At 66.2% G+C, this 16,042-nt stretch carries 15 protein-coding genes; 11 read left to right on the top strand and 4 right to left on the bottom strand.

The window, feature by feature from the left end; translation table 11 throughout:
- Positions 1–203 precede the first annotated feature (203 nt).
- Genes GCN74_RS01865 through GCN74_RS01815 form a run of 11 tightly spaced genes read left to right on the top strand, consistent with a single transcriptional unit; the run spans position 204 to position 10,131 of the window.
- Positions 204–1,397, top strand: a complete 1,194-nt coding sequence (locus tag GCN74_RS01865) for a type II secretion system F family protein (RefSeq protein ID WP_152255068.1) — start codon at positions 204–206, stop codon at positions 1,395–1,397.
- A 10-nt stretch (positions 1,398–1,407) separates the two neighbouring features.
- On the top strand, positions 1,408–3,105 hold the full coding sequence (locus GCN74_RS01860) for a GspE/PulE family protein (protein ID WP_152255067.1): 1,698 nt from the start codon (positions 1,408–1,410) through the stop codon (positions 3,103–3,105).
- A complete protein-coding gene (locus GCN74_RS01855; protein ID WP_152255066.1) occupies positions 3,092–3,880 on the top strand; it encodes a hypothetical protein in 789 nt (262 codons plus the stop codon). Before GCN74_RS01860 ends, GCN74_RS01855 begins: the two co-directional genes overlap by 14 nt.
- The gene (locus tag GCN74_RS01850) at positions 3,871–4,413 is read left to right on the top strand and encodes a hypothetical protein (RefSeq protein ID WP_152255065.1); all 543 of its coding nucleotides are present in this window, start codon (positions 3,871–3,873) and stop codon (positions 4,411–4,413) included. Before GCN74_RS01855 ends, GCN74_RS01850 begins: the two co-directional genes overlap by 10 nt.
- Positions 4,401–5,021, top strand: coding sequence for a type 4a pilus biogenesis protein PilO (pilO, locus tag GCN74_RS01845; RefSeq protein ID WP_152255064.1), 621 nt, complete (start codon positions 4,401–4,403; stop codon positions 5,019–5,021). Before GCN74_RS01850 ends, pilO begins: the two co-directional genes overlap by 13 nt.
- On the top strand, positions 5,018–5,557 hold the full coding sequence (locus GCN74_RS01840) for a hypothetical protein (RefSeq protein ID WP_152255063.1): 540 nt from the start codon (positions 5,018–5,020) through the stop codon (positions 5,555–5,557). The genes pilO and GCN74_RS01840 overlap by 4 nt, the downstream gene beginning before the upstream one ends.
- Positions 5,554–7,458, top strand: a complete 1,905-nt coding sequence (locus GCN74_RS01835; protein ID WP_226938814.1) for a secretin and TonB N-terminal domain-containing protein — start codon at positions 5,554–5,556, stop codon at positions 7,456–7,458. Before GCN74_RS01840 ends, GCN74_RS01835 begins: the two co-directional genes overlap by 4 nt.
- An 8-nt stretch (positions 7,459–7,466) precedes the next feature.
- Positions 7,467–7,937 (top strand): type II secretion system protein, encoded by a 471-nt coding sequence (locus GCN74_RS01830; protein WP_152255062.1) that lies wholly within the window; start codon positions 7,467–7,469, stop codon positions 7,935–7,937.
- A 5-nt stretch (positions 7,938–7,942) separates the two neighbouring features.
- Positions 7,943–8,326, top strand: coding sequence for a type IV pilin protein (locus tag GCN74_RS01825; protein WP_152255061.1), 384 nt, complete (start codon positions 7,943–7,945; stop codon positions 8,324–8,326).
- Positions 8,313–8,849, top strand: a complete 537-nt coding sequence (locus GCN74_RS01820; RefSeq protein WP_226938813.1) for a type II secretion system protein — start codon at positions 8,313–8,315, stop codon at positions 8,847–8,849. Before GCN74_RS01825 ends, GCN74_RS01820 begins: the two co-directional genes overlap by 14 nt.
- Positions 8,850–8,907: 58 nt before the next feature.
- Positions 8,908–10,131 (top strand): M24 family metallopeptidase, encoded by a 1,224-nt coding sequence (locus GCN74_RS01815; RefSeq protein ID WP_152255060.1) that lies wholly within the window; start codon positions 8,908–8,910, stop codon positions 10,129–10,131.
- Between the two features lie 31 nt (positions 10,132–10,162).
- Here the strand turns inward: GCN74_RS01815 and GCN74_RS01810 are convergent, their stop codons facing one another.
- The 4 genes from GCN74_RS01810 to paaZ form a co-directional block, all read right to left on the bottom strand.
- Complete coding sequence (locus tag GCN74_RS01810; protein WP_226938812.1) at positions 10,163–11,752, bottom strand: methyl-accepting chemotaxis protein; 1,590 nt, start codon at positions 11,750–11,752, stop codon at positions 10,163–10,165.
- Between the two features lie 66 nt (positions 11,753–11,818).
- Positions 11,819–12,226 carry a hypothetical protein gene (locus GCN74_RS01805; RefSeq protein ID WP_152255059.1) on the bottom strand — a complete coding sequence of 136 codons (408 nt, stop codon included), beginning with the start codon at positions 12,224–12,226 and terminating at the stop codon, positions 11,819–11,821.
- A gap of 10 nt (positions 12,227–12,236) precedes the next feature.
- Entirely contained in the window at positions 12,237–13,499 is a 1,263-nt protein-coding gene (locus tag GCN74_RS01800; RefSeq protein WP_152255058.1) for a hypothetical protein, read from the bottom strand.
- Positions 13,500–13,913: 414 nt separating this feature from the next.
- A complete protein-coding gene (gene paaZ / locus GCN74_RS01795) occupies positions 13,914–15,965 on the bottom strand; it encodes a phenylacetic acid degradation bifunctional protein PaaZ (RefSeq protein WP_152255057.1) in 2,052 nt (683 codons plus the stop codon).
- Between the last annotated feature and the right edge of the window lie 77 nt (positions 15,966–16,042).

Raw genomic sequence — 16,042 nt, 5'->3', positions numbered from 1 at the left:
ATCCAGCAGCACGACACGATTGATTTTCTGGCAATTCCAGTCTACCCTGAGGCAACTCACTGCATCTTGCTGCTGCCGGTACCCGCGACGAATTGAACTTTTTTTGGATTGTTCCCGACCGATGCCTACTTTGACCGCACGCGCCTTCCCCCATAACAGCCAGCCCCTGTCCGCTTCCGTCGCCATGCTCACCTGAGCCGACGATGCAGTTCCACCTCCAGGTGCAGGGCCCGGCGGGCAGCCAGGCGCTGGCCATCGACGCCGCCAGCGAGGCCGAGGCGATCCGCGCGGCCGTGCGCGGCGGCTGGCGCGTGCTGGCCGTCGATGACGGCAGTGCGCAGGACGCGGGCGCCGCGCCGCGTCCGGGCAAGCAGGGACTGCCCCTGCTGCAATTCAGCCAGGAGCTGCTGGCCCTGCTCGAAGCGGGCCTGAACCTGGGCGAGGCCATGGCCACCCTGCACAACAAGGAAACGCGCGCGGGCGCCAAGGCCACCCTGGCCGCCATCGTGCTCACCCTGCAGCAGGGGCAGAGCTTTTCCGACACCCTGGCCGGCTTCCCCGACATCTTCCCCGACATTTACATCGCCACCGTGCATGCGGCCGAACGCTCGGGCAACCTGCCCGAGGCGCTGGCGCGCTTTGTCGGCTACCAGCTGCAGTTCGACGCCATCCGCAAAAAACTCATTTCCGCCGCCATCTATCCGTGCATGCTGCTCGTCGTCGGCGGCCTGGTGACCCTGTTCCTGCTCGGCTATGTGGTGCCGAAGTTCAGCGTCGTCTACGAAAGCTCGGGGCGCGAAATTCCGTGGATGTCGCAGATGCTGCTGGGCTTTGGCCAGACCCTGGCCGCCCACCCGCTGCTGTGCGCCGGCGCGCTGGCCGCCGCCGTCGGCACCGTGGTCTTCGGCGCCGCCAATGCCGGCGCGCGCCAGGCCCTGCTCTTGCGCCTGCTGCGCCTGCCCGTGCTGGCCGGGAAGGCGGCGGAATTCCGCCTGGCCCGCTTCTACCGCGCCCTGAGCCTGCTGCTGCATGCGGGCATCCCCCTGCACAAGGCGCTGGCCATGGTCGCGCCCATGCTGCTGCCGGCGCAGCAGGAGCAGCTGGCGCAGGCCCGCCGCGCGGTGCAGGAAGGCATGCCGTTTTCCAGCGCGCTGGAACAGGCCGGCATGGCCACGCCCGTGGCGCAATCGCTGCTGAAAGTGGGAGAAAACACGGGCCGCCTGGGCGACATGCTGGAACGCTCGGCCAAATTCCACGACGAGGAATTCGCCCGCTGGGTGGACTGGGCTTCGCGCCTGCTCGAACCGCTCTTGATGACCATCATCGGCGTGGTGATCGGCGGCGTGGTGGTGCTGATGTACATGCCGATCTTCGAACTGGCCGGGAGCTTATCTTGAGGGGCATGCCATGAACGCACGCGACGAAGAACGGGCCGTGCTCGATGCGGCCATGCTGCGCCGCGCCCACGCCAGCGCGCTGGAACAGGGCCGTCCGCAGATGGCCGTGCTGCAGGAAACGGCGGCCCTGCCGCCCGAAGTCTTTTTGCGCCAGCTGGCCGCCCTGTTCCGCTATCCGGCCTGGACGATGGCCGAGCTGCAAGCCGCCTTGCCCGCCTTTGCCCAGCTGCCCTACACCGATTGCGCCCAGCGCGACTGCGTGCTGCTGCAGCCGGGCGCTCCCGGCGTGCCGCCCGTGCTCGTCATCGGCAATCCCTTCAGCGAAGACCTGCTGCAGTGGGCCGACTTCGCCCTGGCCACGCCCTTCACGGTGGCGCTGGCGCATCCGGACGACCTGGCCGCCTACCTGCAGCAGCAGGAAAGCGTGCAGCAGGCGATGCAGGAAATGCAGCATGGCGACGATGTACCTGGCCTCGACCAGAGCATCGAGGACATCTCGCTGATACGCATCAGCGAAGACAGCAGCCCGGTGGTGAAACTGGTGAACTCCACCATCTACGACGCCCTGAAATTCCAGGCCAGCGACATCCACCTCGAATGCGACGTGGCCAGCCTGGTCATCAAATACCGCGTCGACGGCGTGCTGGTGCAGGCCGGCCAGGTGCAGGGCCTGGCGATGGCGGAACAGATCATTTCGCGCATCAAGGTGATGGCCGACCTCGACATCGCCGAGCGCCGCATCCCGCAGGACGGCCGCTTCAAGGTGCGCGTGAAAGGGGCGGAGATCGATTTCCGCGTCTCCATCATGCCCAATATCTTTGGCGAGGACGCCGTGCTGCGCCTGCTGGACCGGCGCGCGCTGACGGAAGCGGCACAGGCCCTGCGCCTGGAAAGCCTGGGCCTGAACGAGGATGCCATCGAACAGATACGCCGCCTGGCCGCCAAGCCGCACGGCATGCTGCTGGTGACGGGTCCCACGGGTTCCGGCAAGACCACCACCCTGTACGCGGCCATCACGGAAATCAACACGGGACGGGACAAGATCGTCACCATCGAAGACCCCGTCGAGTACCGGCTGCCGCGCGTGCTGCAGATCCCCGTCAACGAAAAAAAGGGGCTGACGTTCGCGCGCGGCCTGCGCTCCATCCTGCGCCACGATCCCGACAAGATCATGATCGGCGAGATCCGCGACGACGAGACGGCGCAGATCGCCGTGCAGGCGGCGCTCACGGGTCACCTGGTATTTACCACCGTGCACGCGAATAACGTGTTCGACGTGGTGGGCCGCTTCCTGCACATGGGCGTCGACGCCTACAGCTTTGCGGCGGCCCTGAACGGCATCGTGGCGCAGCGCCTGCTGCGCCTCAATTGCGCCCATTGCGCCGTCGACGCCAGCGCCGAAGTGCTGGCCGATGCGCAGCAGCTGCGCGACAGCGGCCTGGCCCTGCACCAGGTGCAGGACTGGCAATTCATGGCCGGCAAGGGCTGCGGCCACTGCCGCGGCACCGGCTACAAGGGGCGCAAGGCCGTCGCCGAGGTCCTGATGCTCAGCGACGCCATGCGCGAAATGATCTGCACGCGCGCCCCCCTGAGCCAGATGAAGGAAGAAGCGGCGCGCAACGGCTTCCGCCTGGCGCGCGAGGCGGGCCTGGATCTGGTGCGGCGCGGCGAAACCACTTTAGCGGAGCTCAATCGTGTCACTTATTGAACGCGTTACCCGGGCCACCGTATGCCTGCACCTGGCGCCGCACGGACTGCACGGCGTGCTGCGCCGCGCCGGCCGTCCCTTTCCCGACAGCGCCTTCCATTTGCCAATCCTGAACCCCGGCGCCAGCTGGGAAGTGGCGCTGGCAGGCTTGCGCGGCTGGCTCGAACAGCACAATGAAAAAAAACTGCCGCTGGCCGTCAGCCTGGCCAGCCGCTGGTGCGCCATGCTGATGGTGCCGTGGAGCGGCGCCCTGCTCGACCGGGCCAGCGCGCAGCGCTTCCTGCACAGCCAGTTCGCCGCCGTCTACGGCGATGGCGCGCGCGCCTGGCGCCTCGCTGCCGACGATGCGCCGTACGGCAAGCCGCGCCTGGCCTGCGGCATCGATGCGGCCCTGCTGCAGGGCGTGCAGGATGCCGCCGCCGCGCATGGCCGGCGCTGCCTGTCCATCGAACCCGTCGTGGGCCCGGCCTGGCGCAGCCTCGCCCCCGCCAAGCCGGCGGCCTTCGCCCTGGTGGAAGCGGGACGGCTGCTGCTGGCGACCAGCAGCGGCGGGCGCATCGCGGCCCTGCACAGCCAGTCCTGCGGCGGCGCCTGGGGCGACGAACTGGATCGGGCGTGGCGGCGCTGGAACTTGCGCGCGCCGCAGCTAGATGCGATCGAACACGTGGCGCTGCTCGACCTGAGCGGCGAACCTCAGGCTGCGCTGCCGGCGCGCTTCCAGCCCGTTGCCGTGGCCAGCGCCGCGCACCTGATGCGGGAGGCCGCATGGGCCTGAGCCGCCTGGAATTGCTGGCGCCCGGCGCAATGCAGACCTTCAGCGGCTGGCGCCTGGCCCTGTGCCTGGCGAGCGCCCTGCTGCTGTTGCCGGCCGCCGTGTACTGGCTGGTGCAGGCGCAGGAAACGCGGCGCCTGGAAGCGCAACTGGCCCAGCTGCAGCCCGCGCGTCCCGTGCGCGCCCCCCTCTCGGCGGCCCAGCAGCGCGAACGCGACAGCGAACTGAAACAGGTGGCCGCCGCCGTGCGCCAGCTCAACCTGCCCGTCACGCGCCTGGTGAAAACGGTGCAGGCGCCGCGCGACCTGCGCGTGGCCCTGCTGGGACTGGACCTGAACGCGCAGCAGGGACAGGATGGCGCCAGCGTACTGAAAATCGCCGCCGAAGCGGAAACGCCACAGGACATGCTCAACTACCTGGCCTTCCTGAACCAGCAGCCCATGTTCAGTTCCGTGTACCTGCTCAAACACGAAATGAATGCGAACGCTCCCGAACACCCGTACCGTTTTCAGCTGGAGGCGCAATGGCGGCAATAAAATCCGTGCTGAAAGCCAGCACGCCCGTGGCGCGTCCACGCCTGCAACTGCGCCTGCCGCCGCGCCTGCGGTGGGAAGCGCAACGGCTGTGGCGTACCCTGGGCTGGCCCAGCGCCATCGGCGCGGCCTGCCTGGCGCTGGCCGCCTTCGCCATGCAGCAGGGCGAGGCGCTGGCTGCGCGCCAGCAGGAACTGGCGGCGCAACTGGCCGCAGCGGCGAAACAGTCGGCGCAGCCGCCGGCCGCCATCGCGCTCGATGCCGACGCCGACAGCCTGGCTGCTTTCCACGCCTACCTGCCCGCGCATGACAGCATTCCCGAGCAGCTGAAGACCTTGCTGGAAGTGGCGCAGAAGAGCGGAGTCACCCTGGCCAAGGCGGACTACAAGCCGCAGGAGGATGCCAATACGGCCTTCCTGCGCTACCAGATCACCCTGCCCGTGAAGGCCGAATACACGCAGCTGCAAACGTTCATCGTCGACGCCTTGCAGCAGCTGCCCACCCTCACGCTCGACTCCGTGCTCTTCAAGCGCGAGCAGATCGAAGCGGGCGAGATCGACGCCCGCATCCAGTTCATCCTGTTGGTGAAGAAGGCGGAGGTGCGCCGATGAAAAAAGCCGTTCTGGGAGGCGCCGCCGTGGCCACCTTGCTGGCCGCCCTCTTCGCGCCCGAAGACGAAGGCAGCATCGTGGGGCCAGCCACGGCCACCACGCGCCAAATGGAGCAGGTAGCGCCAGCGCCCGTGCTTCCCGATGCCGCCGCGCCGGCGCCTGGCCGCCCGCTGGCGATCCATCCGCGGCGCGCCCTCGACGATGACGAAGCGGCCACCCTGTTTGCCAAGCAAAGCTGGCAGCCCGATACGCCGAAAAAAATCATGCTCGACCAGCAGGCGGCGCAGGCCACGCGCACCGTCGCCGCCGTCGACGCAAACGCACCGCCGCCGCTGCCCTTTCAATTCCTCGGCCGCTTCGTCGACGAAGGCAAGGCTGCCTACTTCCTGCAAGCGGGCGACCGCAACGTGGTGGCGCGTCCCGGCGACACGTTCGAAGAGCGCTACCGCTTCGACGGCGTGGTGCAGGGCGCACTGCAATTTACCTATCTGCCGCTCAACCTGAAACAGACACTCGCCGTAGGGGACCTCAATTGAAACGACGCGCACCAGGTACCATCATCACCCTGCTCCCGCTGCTGTCCCTGCTGGCCGCCTGCGCCGGAAACCAGGCCTACAACGACGGCCAGGCCATGCTGGGAGCGGGCCGCACGGAACAGGGCCTGGCCCTGCTGGAACAGGCGGCGCAAGCCGAGCCGACCAACGCCAAGTACCGCATCGCCGTCACGAACGGCAGGATGCGCGCGCTGAACAAGCTGAATGGCGCTGCGGAAGCGCTGCGCCAGCAGGGCAACCTGCCCGGGGCGCAAGCGCTGTACCAGCAGGCGCTGGCGCTCGACGCCAGCAACGACGTGGCGCAGCGTGGCCTGGACGGCGTGGCGCAGGATGAGCGGCATCGCAAGCTGGTGCAGGAAGCGCAGGCCAGCTACCAGCGCGGCGGCGAGGCGAATATCGCGCAGGCGCAGGAAGCCTTGCGCCAGGTGCTGCAGGAACGCCCCGCACAGCGCGAGGCGCTGGCCCTGAAAAACCGCATCGGAGACGAGCAGGCGAAGGCGCGGCCGGCCGGCGGCAAGCTGGCTGCCGCCTACCGCAAACCCGTCACCCTGGAGTTCCGCGACGCGCCCCTGCGCTCCGTGTTCGATCTTCTCAGCAAGGTGTCGGGCCTGAACTTCGTCTTCGACAAGGAAGTCGATCCCGCCCTGCGCGCCACCATTTCCGTGCGCGACACCAGCATCGAGGAAGCCATCGCCATGCTGCTGAGCGCCAACCAGCTCGAACAGAGCGTCACCAGCGACAAGTCGATCACGATCTACCCGAACACGCCGCAAAAGGTGAAGGATTACCAGCAGCTGGTGGTGCGCACCTTCTTCCTCGCCAATGCGGACGTCAAGACGGTGGCGTTTTCCATCAAGACCCTGCTCAAGGCCAAGGACGTCGTCACCGACGAGCGCCTGGGCATCATCATGCTGCGCGATACGCCGGAAATGGTGCGCATGGCCGAACGCATCATCAACGTGCAGGACCTGGCCGACCCGGAAGTGATGCTGGAGGTGGAAGTGCTGGAAGTGAAGCGCACGCGCCTGATGGAGCTGGGCGTACGCTGGCCGGACCAGGCCAGCCTCACGCTGGCCGGCGTCGGCACGGGATTGGGCGGCCTGAAGGTGGCCGACCTGCACCGCATCAATGGCGACAACATCAACCTGGCCATCGGCGGCGTGACGCTCAACGCCAACAAGACCGATAGCGACAGCAATATCCTGGCCAACCCGCGCATCCGCGTGCGCAACAAGGAAAAGGCCAAGATCCTCATCGGCGACCGCGTGCCCGTCATTACCGTCACGACGAATAACGGCGTCAGTTCCGACAGCGTCAATTACATCGACGTGGGCCTGAAGCTCGACGTCGAGCCGAACGTCTACCTGGACGACGAGGTGGCCATCAAGATCAACCTGGAAGTGTCGAACGTGGTGAAGGAAGTGATCAGCAAGACGGGTACGCAGGCTTACCAGATCGGCACGCGCAGCGCGTCGACCGTGCTGCGCCTGAAGGATGGCGAAACGCAGGTACTGGCGGGCCTGATCAGCGACGAGGACAGGGGCACGGCCAACAAGGTGCCCGGCGTGGGCGAACTGCCCGTGCTGAACCGCCTGTTCGGCAGCCAGAAGGACGACGCCATGCGCAGCGAAATCGTGCTGTCGATCACGCCGCGCCTGCTGCGCAGCATCCGCCGCCCCGACCTGATGACGGCCGAATTCAATTCCGGTACCGAGGCCTCCGTGGGTGGACGCGCCAGCGTGGGCGGCAGCCCCGAAGCCGTCGCCGCGCCCGAGCCGGCCGCGCCGCGCAGCGGCTCGCCCATGACGGGCGGCGACGAAGCGCCCGCCGCCGGCGACAAGTCCGGCGCCACGCCATCGGCCACGGTCAAGGGCGGCCAGTGAGGTGGGCCATGAAACAGCGGGGCTTTACCTTCATCGAGCTGATGATCACCCTGGCGATCATGGCGACCCTGGCCACGGTCGCCGTGCCGATGGCGCAGGTGGCGCAGCAAAGGGCGAAGGAACATGAATTGCGCAGCGCCCTGATCGAGATGCGCGAAGCGATCGACGCCTACAAGCGCGCCTCGGACAATGGCCGCATCAAGCTGTCGCTGGGCGCTTCCGGCTATCCGAAAAAACTCGAGGAACTGGTCGAGGGCGTGCCCGACCAGCGCAGCCCCTCGAAGCAGAACATCTATTTCCTGCGCCGCCTGCCGCGCGACCCCTTCCAGCCCAGGGAAGCGGGCAGCGCGGCCGACAGCTGGAGCAAGCGCGCCTACGCCTCGCCGCCCGACAATCCCAGCGAAGGCGAGGACGTGTTCGACGTCGCCTCGCGCTCGACCAAGGCAGGCCTGAACGGCGTGCCGCTCAATCAATGGTGACCGACATGTCCTACCCGTCCTTGCGGCGTGGCTTTACGCTGGTCGAACTGCTGGTGGTACTGGCCATCATCTCGCTGCTGCTGACGATCGCCATTCCCCGCTATTTCGGCTCGGTGGAAAAATCCAAGGAAGTGGCACTGAAGGAAAACCTGCAGGTGCTCAGGAGCGGCCTCGATAAATACTATGCCGACAAGGGAGAGTATCCGGCCGCGCTGGCCGACCTGGTGACCCACCACTACTTCCGCAGCGTGCCGCTGGACCCCGTCACGGAGTCCGCCGCCACCTGGCAATTGATCCCCTCGCCCAATGGCGAGATAGGCGGCGTGGCCGACGTGCGCAGCGGCGCCAAGGGCAAGACGCGCGAGGGCATCCCCTTTGAGCAGCTCTAGCGTCCTGCGCCGCGCAAGGGGCTTCGCATATATCTGGACCCTGATGCTGGTGGCCTTCATGGGCGTGGGCCTGGTGCTGGCCAGCGAGCTGCTTGCCACGGCCGCGCGGCGCGAAAAGGAGCGCGAGTTGCTGTTCATCGGCCACGAATTCCGCAACGCGCTGGGCCGCTACTACGACAGCACGCCGGGCGATGGCCGCCCCCGTTATCCCCTGACCTTGCAGGAGCTGTTGCGCGACCCGCGCTACGCCAACGCCCGGCGGCATCTGCGCCGCCTGTATGCGGACCCCGTCACGGGCAAGGCGGAATGGGGTCTGCTGCGGCAGGAAGGCCGCATCGTCGGCATCCATTCGCTGTCGCCGCAACTGCCCATCAAGCAGGACAACTTCCTCGATGAAGACGCCAGCCTGCGCCGCAAGCAGCGCTACGCGGACTGGCAATTCACGTATCCGCACGACCTGGTGCTGGCCCAGCCCGATGCCGCCGGCGGCGCGCCCGGACTCAAGCCGAAAGGCGCGAACTGATATCATGCGGCCTTTCGGCATCACGCATCGACATCACGCATCGAACAAAGGAGCAGGCATGAGCATAGGTGGCACTTCCATCGAACAGGCATTGGCATCGCTGTCGGACATGACGTCCGGCATGGTCGCCATCGGCAAGGACGAACATGCGCGGCGCATCGCCAAGGCGCAAGCCTTCATGCGCAAACAGGGCATCGCCGCGATCTACCTGAACGCGGGCGCCAACCTCACCTATTTCACGGGCACCAAGTGGTATGCCAGCGAACGCATGGTGGGCGCCATCCTGCCGGCCAGCGGAGCGCTCGAATACATCGCCCCCGCCTTTGAAGAAAGCACCTTGACGGGTTTCATGGTCATCGAGGGCAAGGTCAATTGCTGGGAAGAGCATGAAAGCCCGTACCAGCTGTTCGTCGACGCGCTGGCACGCATGGGCATAGCCCAGGATGCGGCCGCGCCGCCGCGCGTGGGCATCTGCGAAAGCGCCGCCTTCTTCATCTATGACGGCATCCGGCCGCTGGCTCCCGGCTACGCGCTGGAAAATGCGCGCGCCGTCACCGCCTACTGCCGCAGCCGCAAGTCCGCCGCGGAAATCGCCCTGATGCAACGCGTGATGGACATGACCCTGGCCGTACACGTGGCCACGGCCAGCATGCTGCATGAAGGCATCACGACAGTGGAAGTGGAAGAATTCATCCAGCGCGCGCATCGCAAGGTGGGAGCGCCCCGCTCGTATTTCTGCATCGTGCTGTTCGGCGAAGCGACGGCCTATCCGCATGGCGTCAATTACGTGCAAACGCTGAAGGCGGGCGACACGGTGCTGATCGACACGGGCTGCCAGGTGATGAACTACATCTCCGACATCACACGCACCTATGTGTTTGGCGCCATCAGCGCGCGCCAGCGCAGCGTGTGGAACAGCGAAAAGGCGGCGCAGGCCGCGGCGTTTTCCGCCGCACAGCTGGGCGTGCCCTGCGGCGACGTGGACCGCGCGGCGCGCGTCTCGCTGGAAGCGGACGGCTTTGGCCCCGGCTACAAGCTGCCCGGCCTGCCGCACCGCACGGGCCACGGCATCGGCCTCGATATCCACGAATGGCCTTACCTGGTGGGCAACGACACGACGCCGCTCGACGTGGGCATGTGCTTCTCGAACGAGCCGATGATCTGCATCCCCGGCGAATTCGGCATCCGCCATGAAGACCATTTCTACATGACGGAAAACGGTCCGCGCTGGTTCACGCAGCCGGCGCACAGCATCGACGATCCGTTCGGGCTGCAGGCTTGAGCCGGGCTGGATGACGCTGCGTTAGTGCAAGCTATGCCAATGCCAGGTAGCTTGGGTTGGCGGGGCCGCCAAGGCGATTGGCGCGGACCTCCGGCACGGCGCCGCCCTGCGCCAGCTTGAAGACGGCCAGCGCCGTGCCCAGCTGCACGGCCTGTTCCTGCAGCGATTCTGCCGCTGCCGACGCCTGTTCCACCAGCGCGGAGTTCTGCTGCGTCATCTGGTCCATGCTGCCGATGGCCACGCCGATATCGCCGATGCCGGCGCTTTGCGCCTGGCTCGCTGCGCTGATTTCGGCCATGATATCGGCCACTTTTTTCACGGAATCGACGATCTGCCCCATGGTCAGCCCCGCCTCGTCGACCAGCTTCGAACCGACATTCACCTTGGCCACCGAATCGCCGATCAATTGCTTGATCTCGCGCGCCGCCGCCGCGCTGCGCTGCGCCAGGTTGCGCACTTCGGACGCCACCACGGCGAAACCCCGTCCCTGCTCGCCCGCGCGCGCCGCCTCCACGGCCGCATTCAGGGCCAGGATATTCGTCTGGAAGGCGATGCCGTCGATGACGCCGATGATGTCGACGATGCGCCTGGACGAATCGTTGATCTCGCCCATGGTACTCACCACCTGGCTGACCACCTGCCCGCCCTTGACCGCCACCACCGACGCCGACACCACCAGTTCATGTGCCTGCCCTGCATTGGCGGCGTTGTCGCGCACGGTGCTGGTGAGGCTGTCCATGCTGCGCGCCGTCTGATCCAGGCTGCCCGCCTGCGATTCCGTACGCGCGGCCAGGTCCGCATTGCCCTGGGCGATTTCCGCGCTGGCCACTTGGATGGTCTCGGCCGACGCCTTGATATCGGAGACCATGCCACCGAGCTTGGCGCGCATGTCCTTCAGCGCCGCCAGCAGGCTGTCCTGGTCGCCCGCCTCGGTCACGATATGCATGGACAGGTCGCCATCGGCCACGGCGCGCGCGATCTGGCGCGCGTATTCGGGTTCGCCGCCCAGCTGCTGCCAGATGGCGCGCACGACGAAGTGCGAGACGGCCACCAGGCAGACGATGACGGCCAGCGCCACGGCGATGCTGGTATTGAGCGCATTGCGCACATTGGCCGCGCTGCGTTCTATGCCCTGCTTGAACTGCACTTGCGCCTGTTCATTGGTCTTCGCCAGGTCGGCGTTGAGCACAGCCAGCGCACCCTGCATGCGCGCCACGGTCGCCTGCGGATTGCCTTCCTCCATTTCCAGCATGATGCGCGCCGCGCTCAGCGCCGGCGCATAGTAGGCATCGAATTCCTTGGCCAGGCGCTGGCCCTGCTCGCGCTGGCCGGGGATCGCCGCAAAATCGCCCAGTTTGGCGCGCAGCTTGACGGCCTGGCCGCCAACTTGGCCGATACGCTCCTTGTCGCCTTCGCTGACGGCGTCCCGCAGGGCGTCGCCGACGGCGGCCACGTCCAGGGTCAGCGACTTGGCCATGTCGAGCACGGGATAGTCGGCACTTTCGGTGGCGTGGATGGAATTGAGCGTGGCCGTGGACAGATAGGCGCTGACGGCCAATCCCAGTCCGAAAATCACGGCCGAGACGACAGGCAGCGCCCATATCTTGCGTTTGATGCTCATTGCTGTCTCCTGATGTTGATCGATTGTCGGGTCGCCGCATGGCGCGCGGCCCCAGCTGGCGTGGCTTTATGGCACCGTCAGCACCACTTTGACGGTGCCGTCGACGGCACTCTTTTCGATATAGCCGATGGCTTTCGGATCGGCCGCAACAGCCTTCTTCACGTCCGCGCTATTCGCCACTTCCTTCGGCAAGGTCGCCTTGCCCGTAAAGACCAGCTTGGACCACAGGGCCTTGGCCTGCGACGGCTCCTTGTCCGTCACCTTCTTGTAGAACTCGGCGCGCACGGGGGCGCTTTCCGGCTGGTCGATCGGCGTCATGGCCGTCGATTTACCGAGAAAGAATTGCGCCACCTGTTCATTCGTCATGGCGCCGGCGGCGCTCTTCGGATTGACCACCACGACCACTTCGGCCATGGCGGGAACGGCGCTCGACAGTGCCAGCAAGGCAGCCACATTCGCAATAAATGGTTTCATGCGGCGCTCCTCAGAAAACGAAATCAATGGCGGCGGCAGCCACCGTGACGGGACCATGGAAGCCGGGCTTGGCTTGCACGAACAGGCCCGGGCCATTCTTCGGCTTGATGCGGTCGATCTGCACCTTCAGGGCGGCCGAACGGTGGAAGTCCCAGCGCACGCCGATGCTGTCCGTCGATTGCTCCAGCTGGTTGCGCATATAGGCCAGGGTATCGACGCCGGCCGACAGGGCGCGCAGGGTCGGCGTGCAGGCGGCCGGATAGCCGGCAGGGCAAGCGGCAGGCACGGTGTTGTTCACGCGGCCATCGGCCTTCAGGCTGGCGTGGCTGTAGTACGGCAGAAAGGCGCCCATGCGATAGCCGCCCATCACGTACCACGAGGTGCTGTCGCTGACATAGCTGTCCGTCTTGCGCTTTGCATATTCCGACTGCAGCAGCACGTTGTTCCAGTCCAGGCCCAGGCCCACGGAGGTGAACGACGCCTTCTTGTCCTTCACTTCCAGCGCATCGGCCAGGGCGCCCAGCTGGGCGATCCTGTAGCCGCTGCCGGCCGCGCGCAGGCTGCCCATCAAGGTATTCAGGCTGGGCGAATCGTTGATCGTCAGCCTGGTCTCGGCCCGGCCGAAGCGCACGGTGACGGGGCCATGCTCGGCCACCACGTTGAGGGCGACGATGGACTTGCCTTCCACCTGCACGGTCGAATCGGGACCCGTGGCCAGGGTGGCCTTGGTGCGGCCCAGCGCCAGCTGCGTGGTGATGCTGGTATCGCCCGCGCTGAACTGGTAGGTGCCGTCGATGCCGTCGATGCTGTTGAGGGGAACCTGCGAATACATTTCGCCGGGCGGGCGCAGCATGGTGTTCGCATAGCCCACGTTGCGGTAATCGGAAATCATGAAGACGGGCAAGCCCATGCGGCCGACGCGCACGCTGAAGCTGTCCGACACCCTGGCCTTGGCAAAGGCCCACGCCAGCTCCGCGCCGAAATCATCCTCGCCATCCTTGCGCGCCAGGCCCTGCACGGTGGCCGACAGCCACGGGTTGACGGTAACATTGGCCTGCAGGCCCAGGTTGGAATCGACACCCGTGCGCGCAGTGCGGCCGGCGCCGGCAGCCTGGTTCGGGCGCGCAAACTGCGCGCTGCCGGTATCGGCCATGGTCAGGGCGGCACTGCCGTAACCGCTGATCTTGACGGCGGGGCCGATGGCCTCTTCGGCATAGGCATGGCTGATGGCCAGGGGCATGGCCAGCAGGAAAATCAGGACGTGTTTATTCATAGTAATTAAATACCCGTAGCGGTGAACATTAATCGTGGAGTGGACTCGAGGCCGATGGCTCACCGGCCGTAAAAGGCCGGGTCCGTTTTTTTCGCGCCGCCATCGCCTTGGGCGTGCATGGCGGCGTGACCAGTGAGTAAAACCATGCTACAGAGAAAAGGTTTTACTTTGGAAAGTTTTCTGGAGGCAATGAGCGAATTCGCCCGTTTTCAAGGGAAAAGCACGCGTTCTAGAGGGGTTTATCTAAATAGCACGCCGTGCAAAACCACACTTTCACTATACTTTTCATACACTTATGGATACTTCAAGACGAAAAGGACTCCGTGGATTGGGTCCGTCATTCGCGCATGAAAAAAGCGCCGCCCGCGCGAATATCGCGGGCGGCGCCGTTCAAGCCAATCCAGCCGGAAACGCTTATTCGCGCTTCGACACCAGGGTCAGGATGTCGTAGCTGGCCACCAGCTCTTCATTCTGGTTCGTCACCTGCACGTCCCACGCCACCACGCCCTGCCCCACGCCAAACACGTCCTTGCGGTTGCGGTCGACCTTGCGCTTGCACGTCAGGCGGGCGCGGATGGTGTCGCCGATGGCGACAGGCGCGACGAAGCGCAGGTTGTCCAGGCCATAGTTGGCCAGCACGGGGCCCACGCCGGGCGAGACGAACAGGCCGGCGGCGGCCGACAGCACGAAGTAACCGTGGGCGATGCGCTTGCCGAATTGCGATTCCTTGGCCGCGATTTCGTCGAAGTGCATGTAGAAGAAGTCGCCCGAGATGCCGCCAAAGGCGACGATGTCCGCTTCGCTGACGGTGCGGCGGTGCGTGAGCAGAGTGTCGCCCGTCTTCAAGTCCTCGAAATGCTTGCGGAACGGGTGGATCGGGCTTTCGTTGACGTCCGCGCCGCGCACGTATTCGCCCGTGATGGCCGCCAGCATGGTCGGCGAGCCTTGCACGGCCGCCCGTTGCAGGTAATGGCGCACGGCGCGCACGCCGCCCAGCTCTTCGCCGCCGCCCGCGCGGCCAGGGCCGCCGTGCTTCAGTTGCGGCAGGGGCGAGCCATGGCCCGTCGAATCGACGGATGCCACGCGCTCGAGCACGTGCACGCGGCCATGCGTGGCCGCCACTTGCGGCACCACGCGCGCGGCGATCTTCGGATCGCGCGTCACCAGGGTGCTCACCAGGCTGCCCTTGCCGCGCGCGGCCAGGGCCAGCGCCTGATCGATATCGTGGTAGCCCATCATGGTGCTGACGGGGCCAAACGCTTCCACGTCATGCACGGCATCGTTGCCGAAGGCGTCGCGGCACAGCAGCAGGGTGGGCGAGAAGAAGCTGCCATCTTGAGCGCCATCGCCCAGCGGATTGAAGCCGTCGGCCGCGCCGAACACCACCTCGTTACCCTGCGACAGGGTGGCGACACGCTCGGCCACGTCGTTCTGCTGCTCTTTCGAGGCCAGCGCGCCCATGCGCACGCCTTCGATGGACGGGTCGCCCACCACCACCTTGGCCAGGCGTTCGCGCAAGCGCGTGCCGACGGCATCCATCAGGTGCTCAGGCACGATGATGCGGCGGATGGCCGTGCACTTCTGGCCCGACTTGCCCGTCATCTCGCGCACGACTTCCTTGACGAACAGGTCGAATTCCACGTCGTCTGGCGTGACGTCCGGCGCCAGGATGGCGCAGTTGAGCGAATCGGCTTCGCCGTTGAACGGCACGGACTGGGCGATCAGGTTCGGATTCGTGCGCAGCTTGGCGGCCGTGGCGGCCGACCCCGTGAAGGTGACGAAATCCTGGCCATTCAGGCGGTCCAGCAAGTCGCCCGTGGAGCCGATCACCAGCTGCAAACTGCCTGCCGGCAGCAAGCCCGATTCGTGCATCATGCGCACGACGGCCTGCGTCAGGTAGCTCGTCGCCGTGGCCGGCTTGGCGATGCAGGGCATGGCCGCCAGGAAGCTGGGCGCAAATTTTTCCAGCAAGCCCCAGATGGGGAAGTTGAAGGCGTTGATGTGCACGGCCAGGCCGCCGCGCGGCACCAGGATGTGCGTGCCGGCGAAACCGCCCTTCTTGCCCAGCGCGATGGCCGGGCCTTCATGCAGCACGTTCGACGACGGCAGCTCGTTGCTGCCCATGCTGGCGTAGGCGAACAGGGTGCCCGTGCCGCCCTCGATGTCGACCCAGCTATCGGCGCGCGTGGCGCCCGACAGGTGCGAGATCGCATACAGCTCTTCCTTGCGCTCGACCAGGTACAGGGCCAGCGCCTTCAGGCGCGCGGCGCGCTGCTGGAAGTCCAGCGCCATCAGGCCCGGCACGCCCGTCTTGCGCGCATACGTGACGGCTTCGTCGAAATCGATCTTTTCCCCGTGCGTGTGATAGATGACGCGGTTGTTCAAGGCGCTGTGCAGGGGCACGGCGGCGCTTTCGCCCAGCCAGCGGCCGGCGATCAGGCTTTGCAGCGTGGATATGTGAGCCATGTGATTTCTCCGTAAGACAAAGGTGTTGGTGATGTTGGTGGTGTCGGATTGCGCGGGGCTCTGCCCCGCTGATCCGA

The organism is Janthinobacterium sp. FT14W (assembly GCF_009208755.1).
Classification (GTDB): Bacteria; Pseudomonadota; Gammaproteobacteria; order Burkholderiales; family Burkholderiaceae_D; genus Janthinobacterium; species Janthinobacterium violaceinigrum.
The sequence above is the reverse complement of the archived record's forward strand: the minus strand, read 5'-3'. Positions and strand labels throughout refer to the sequence as shown.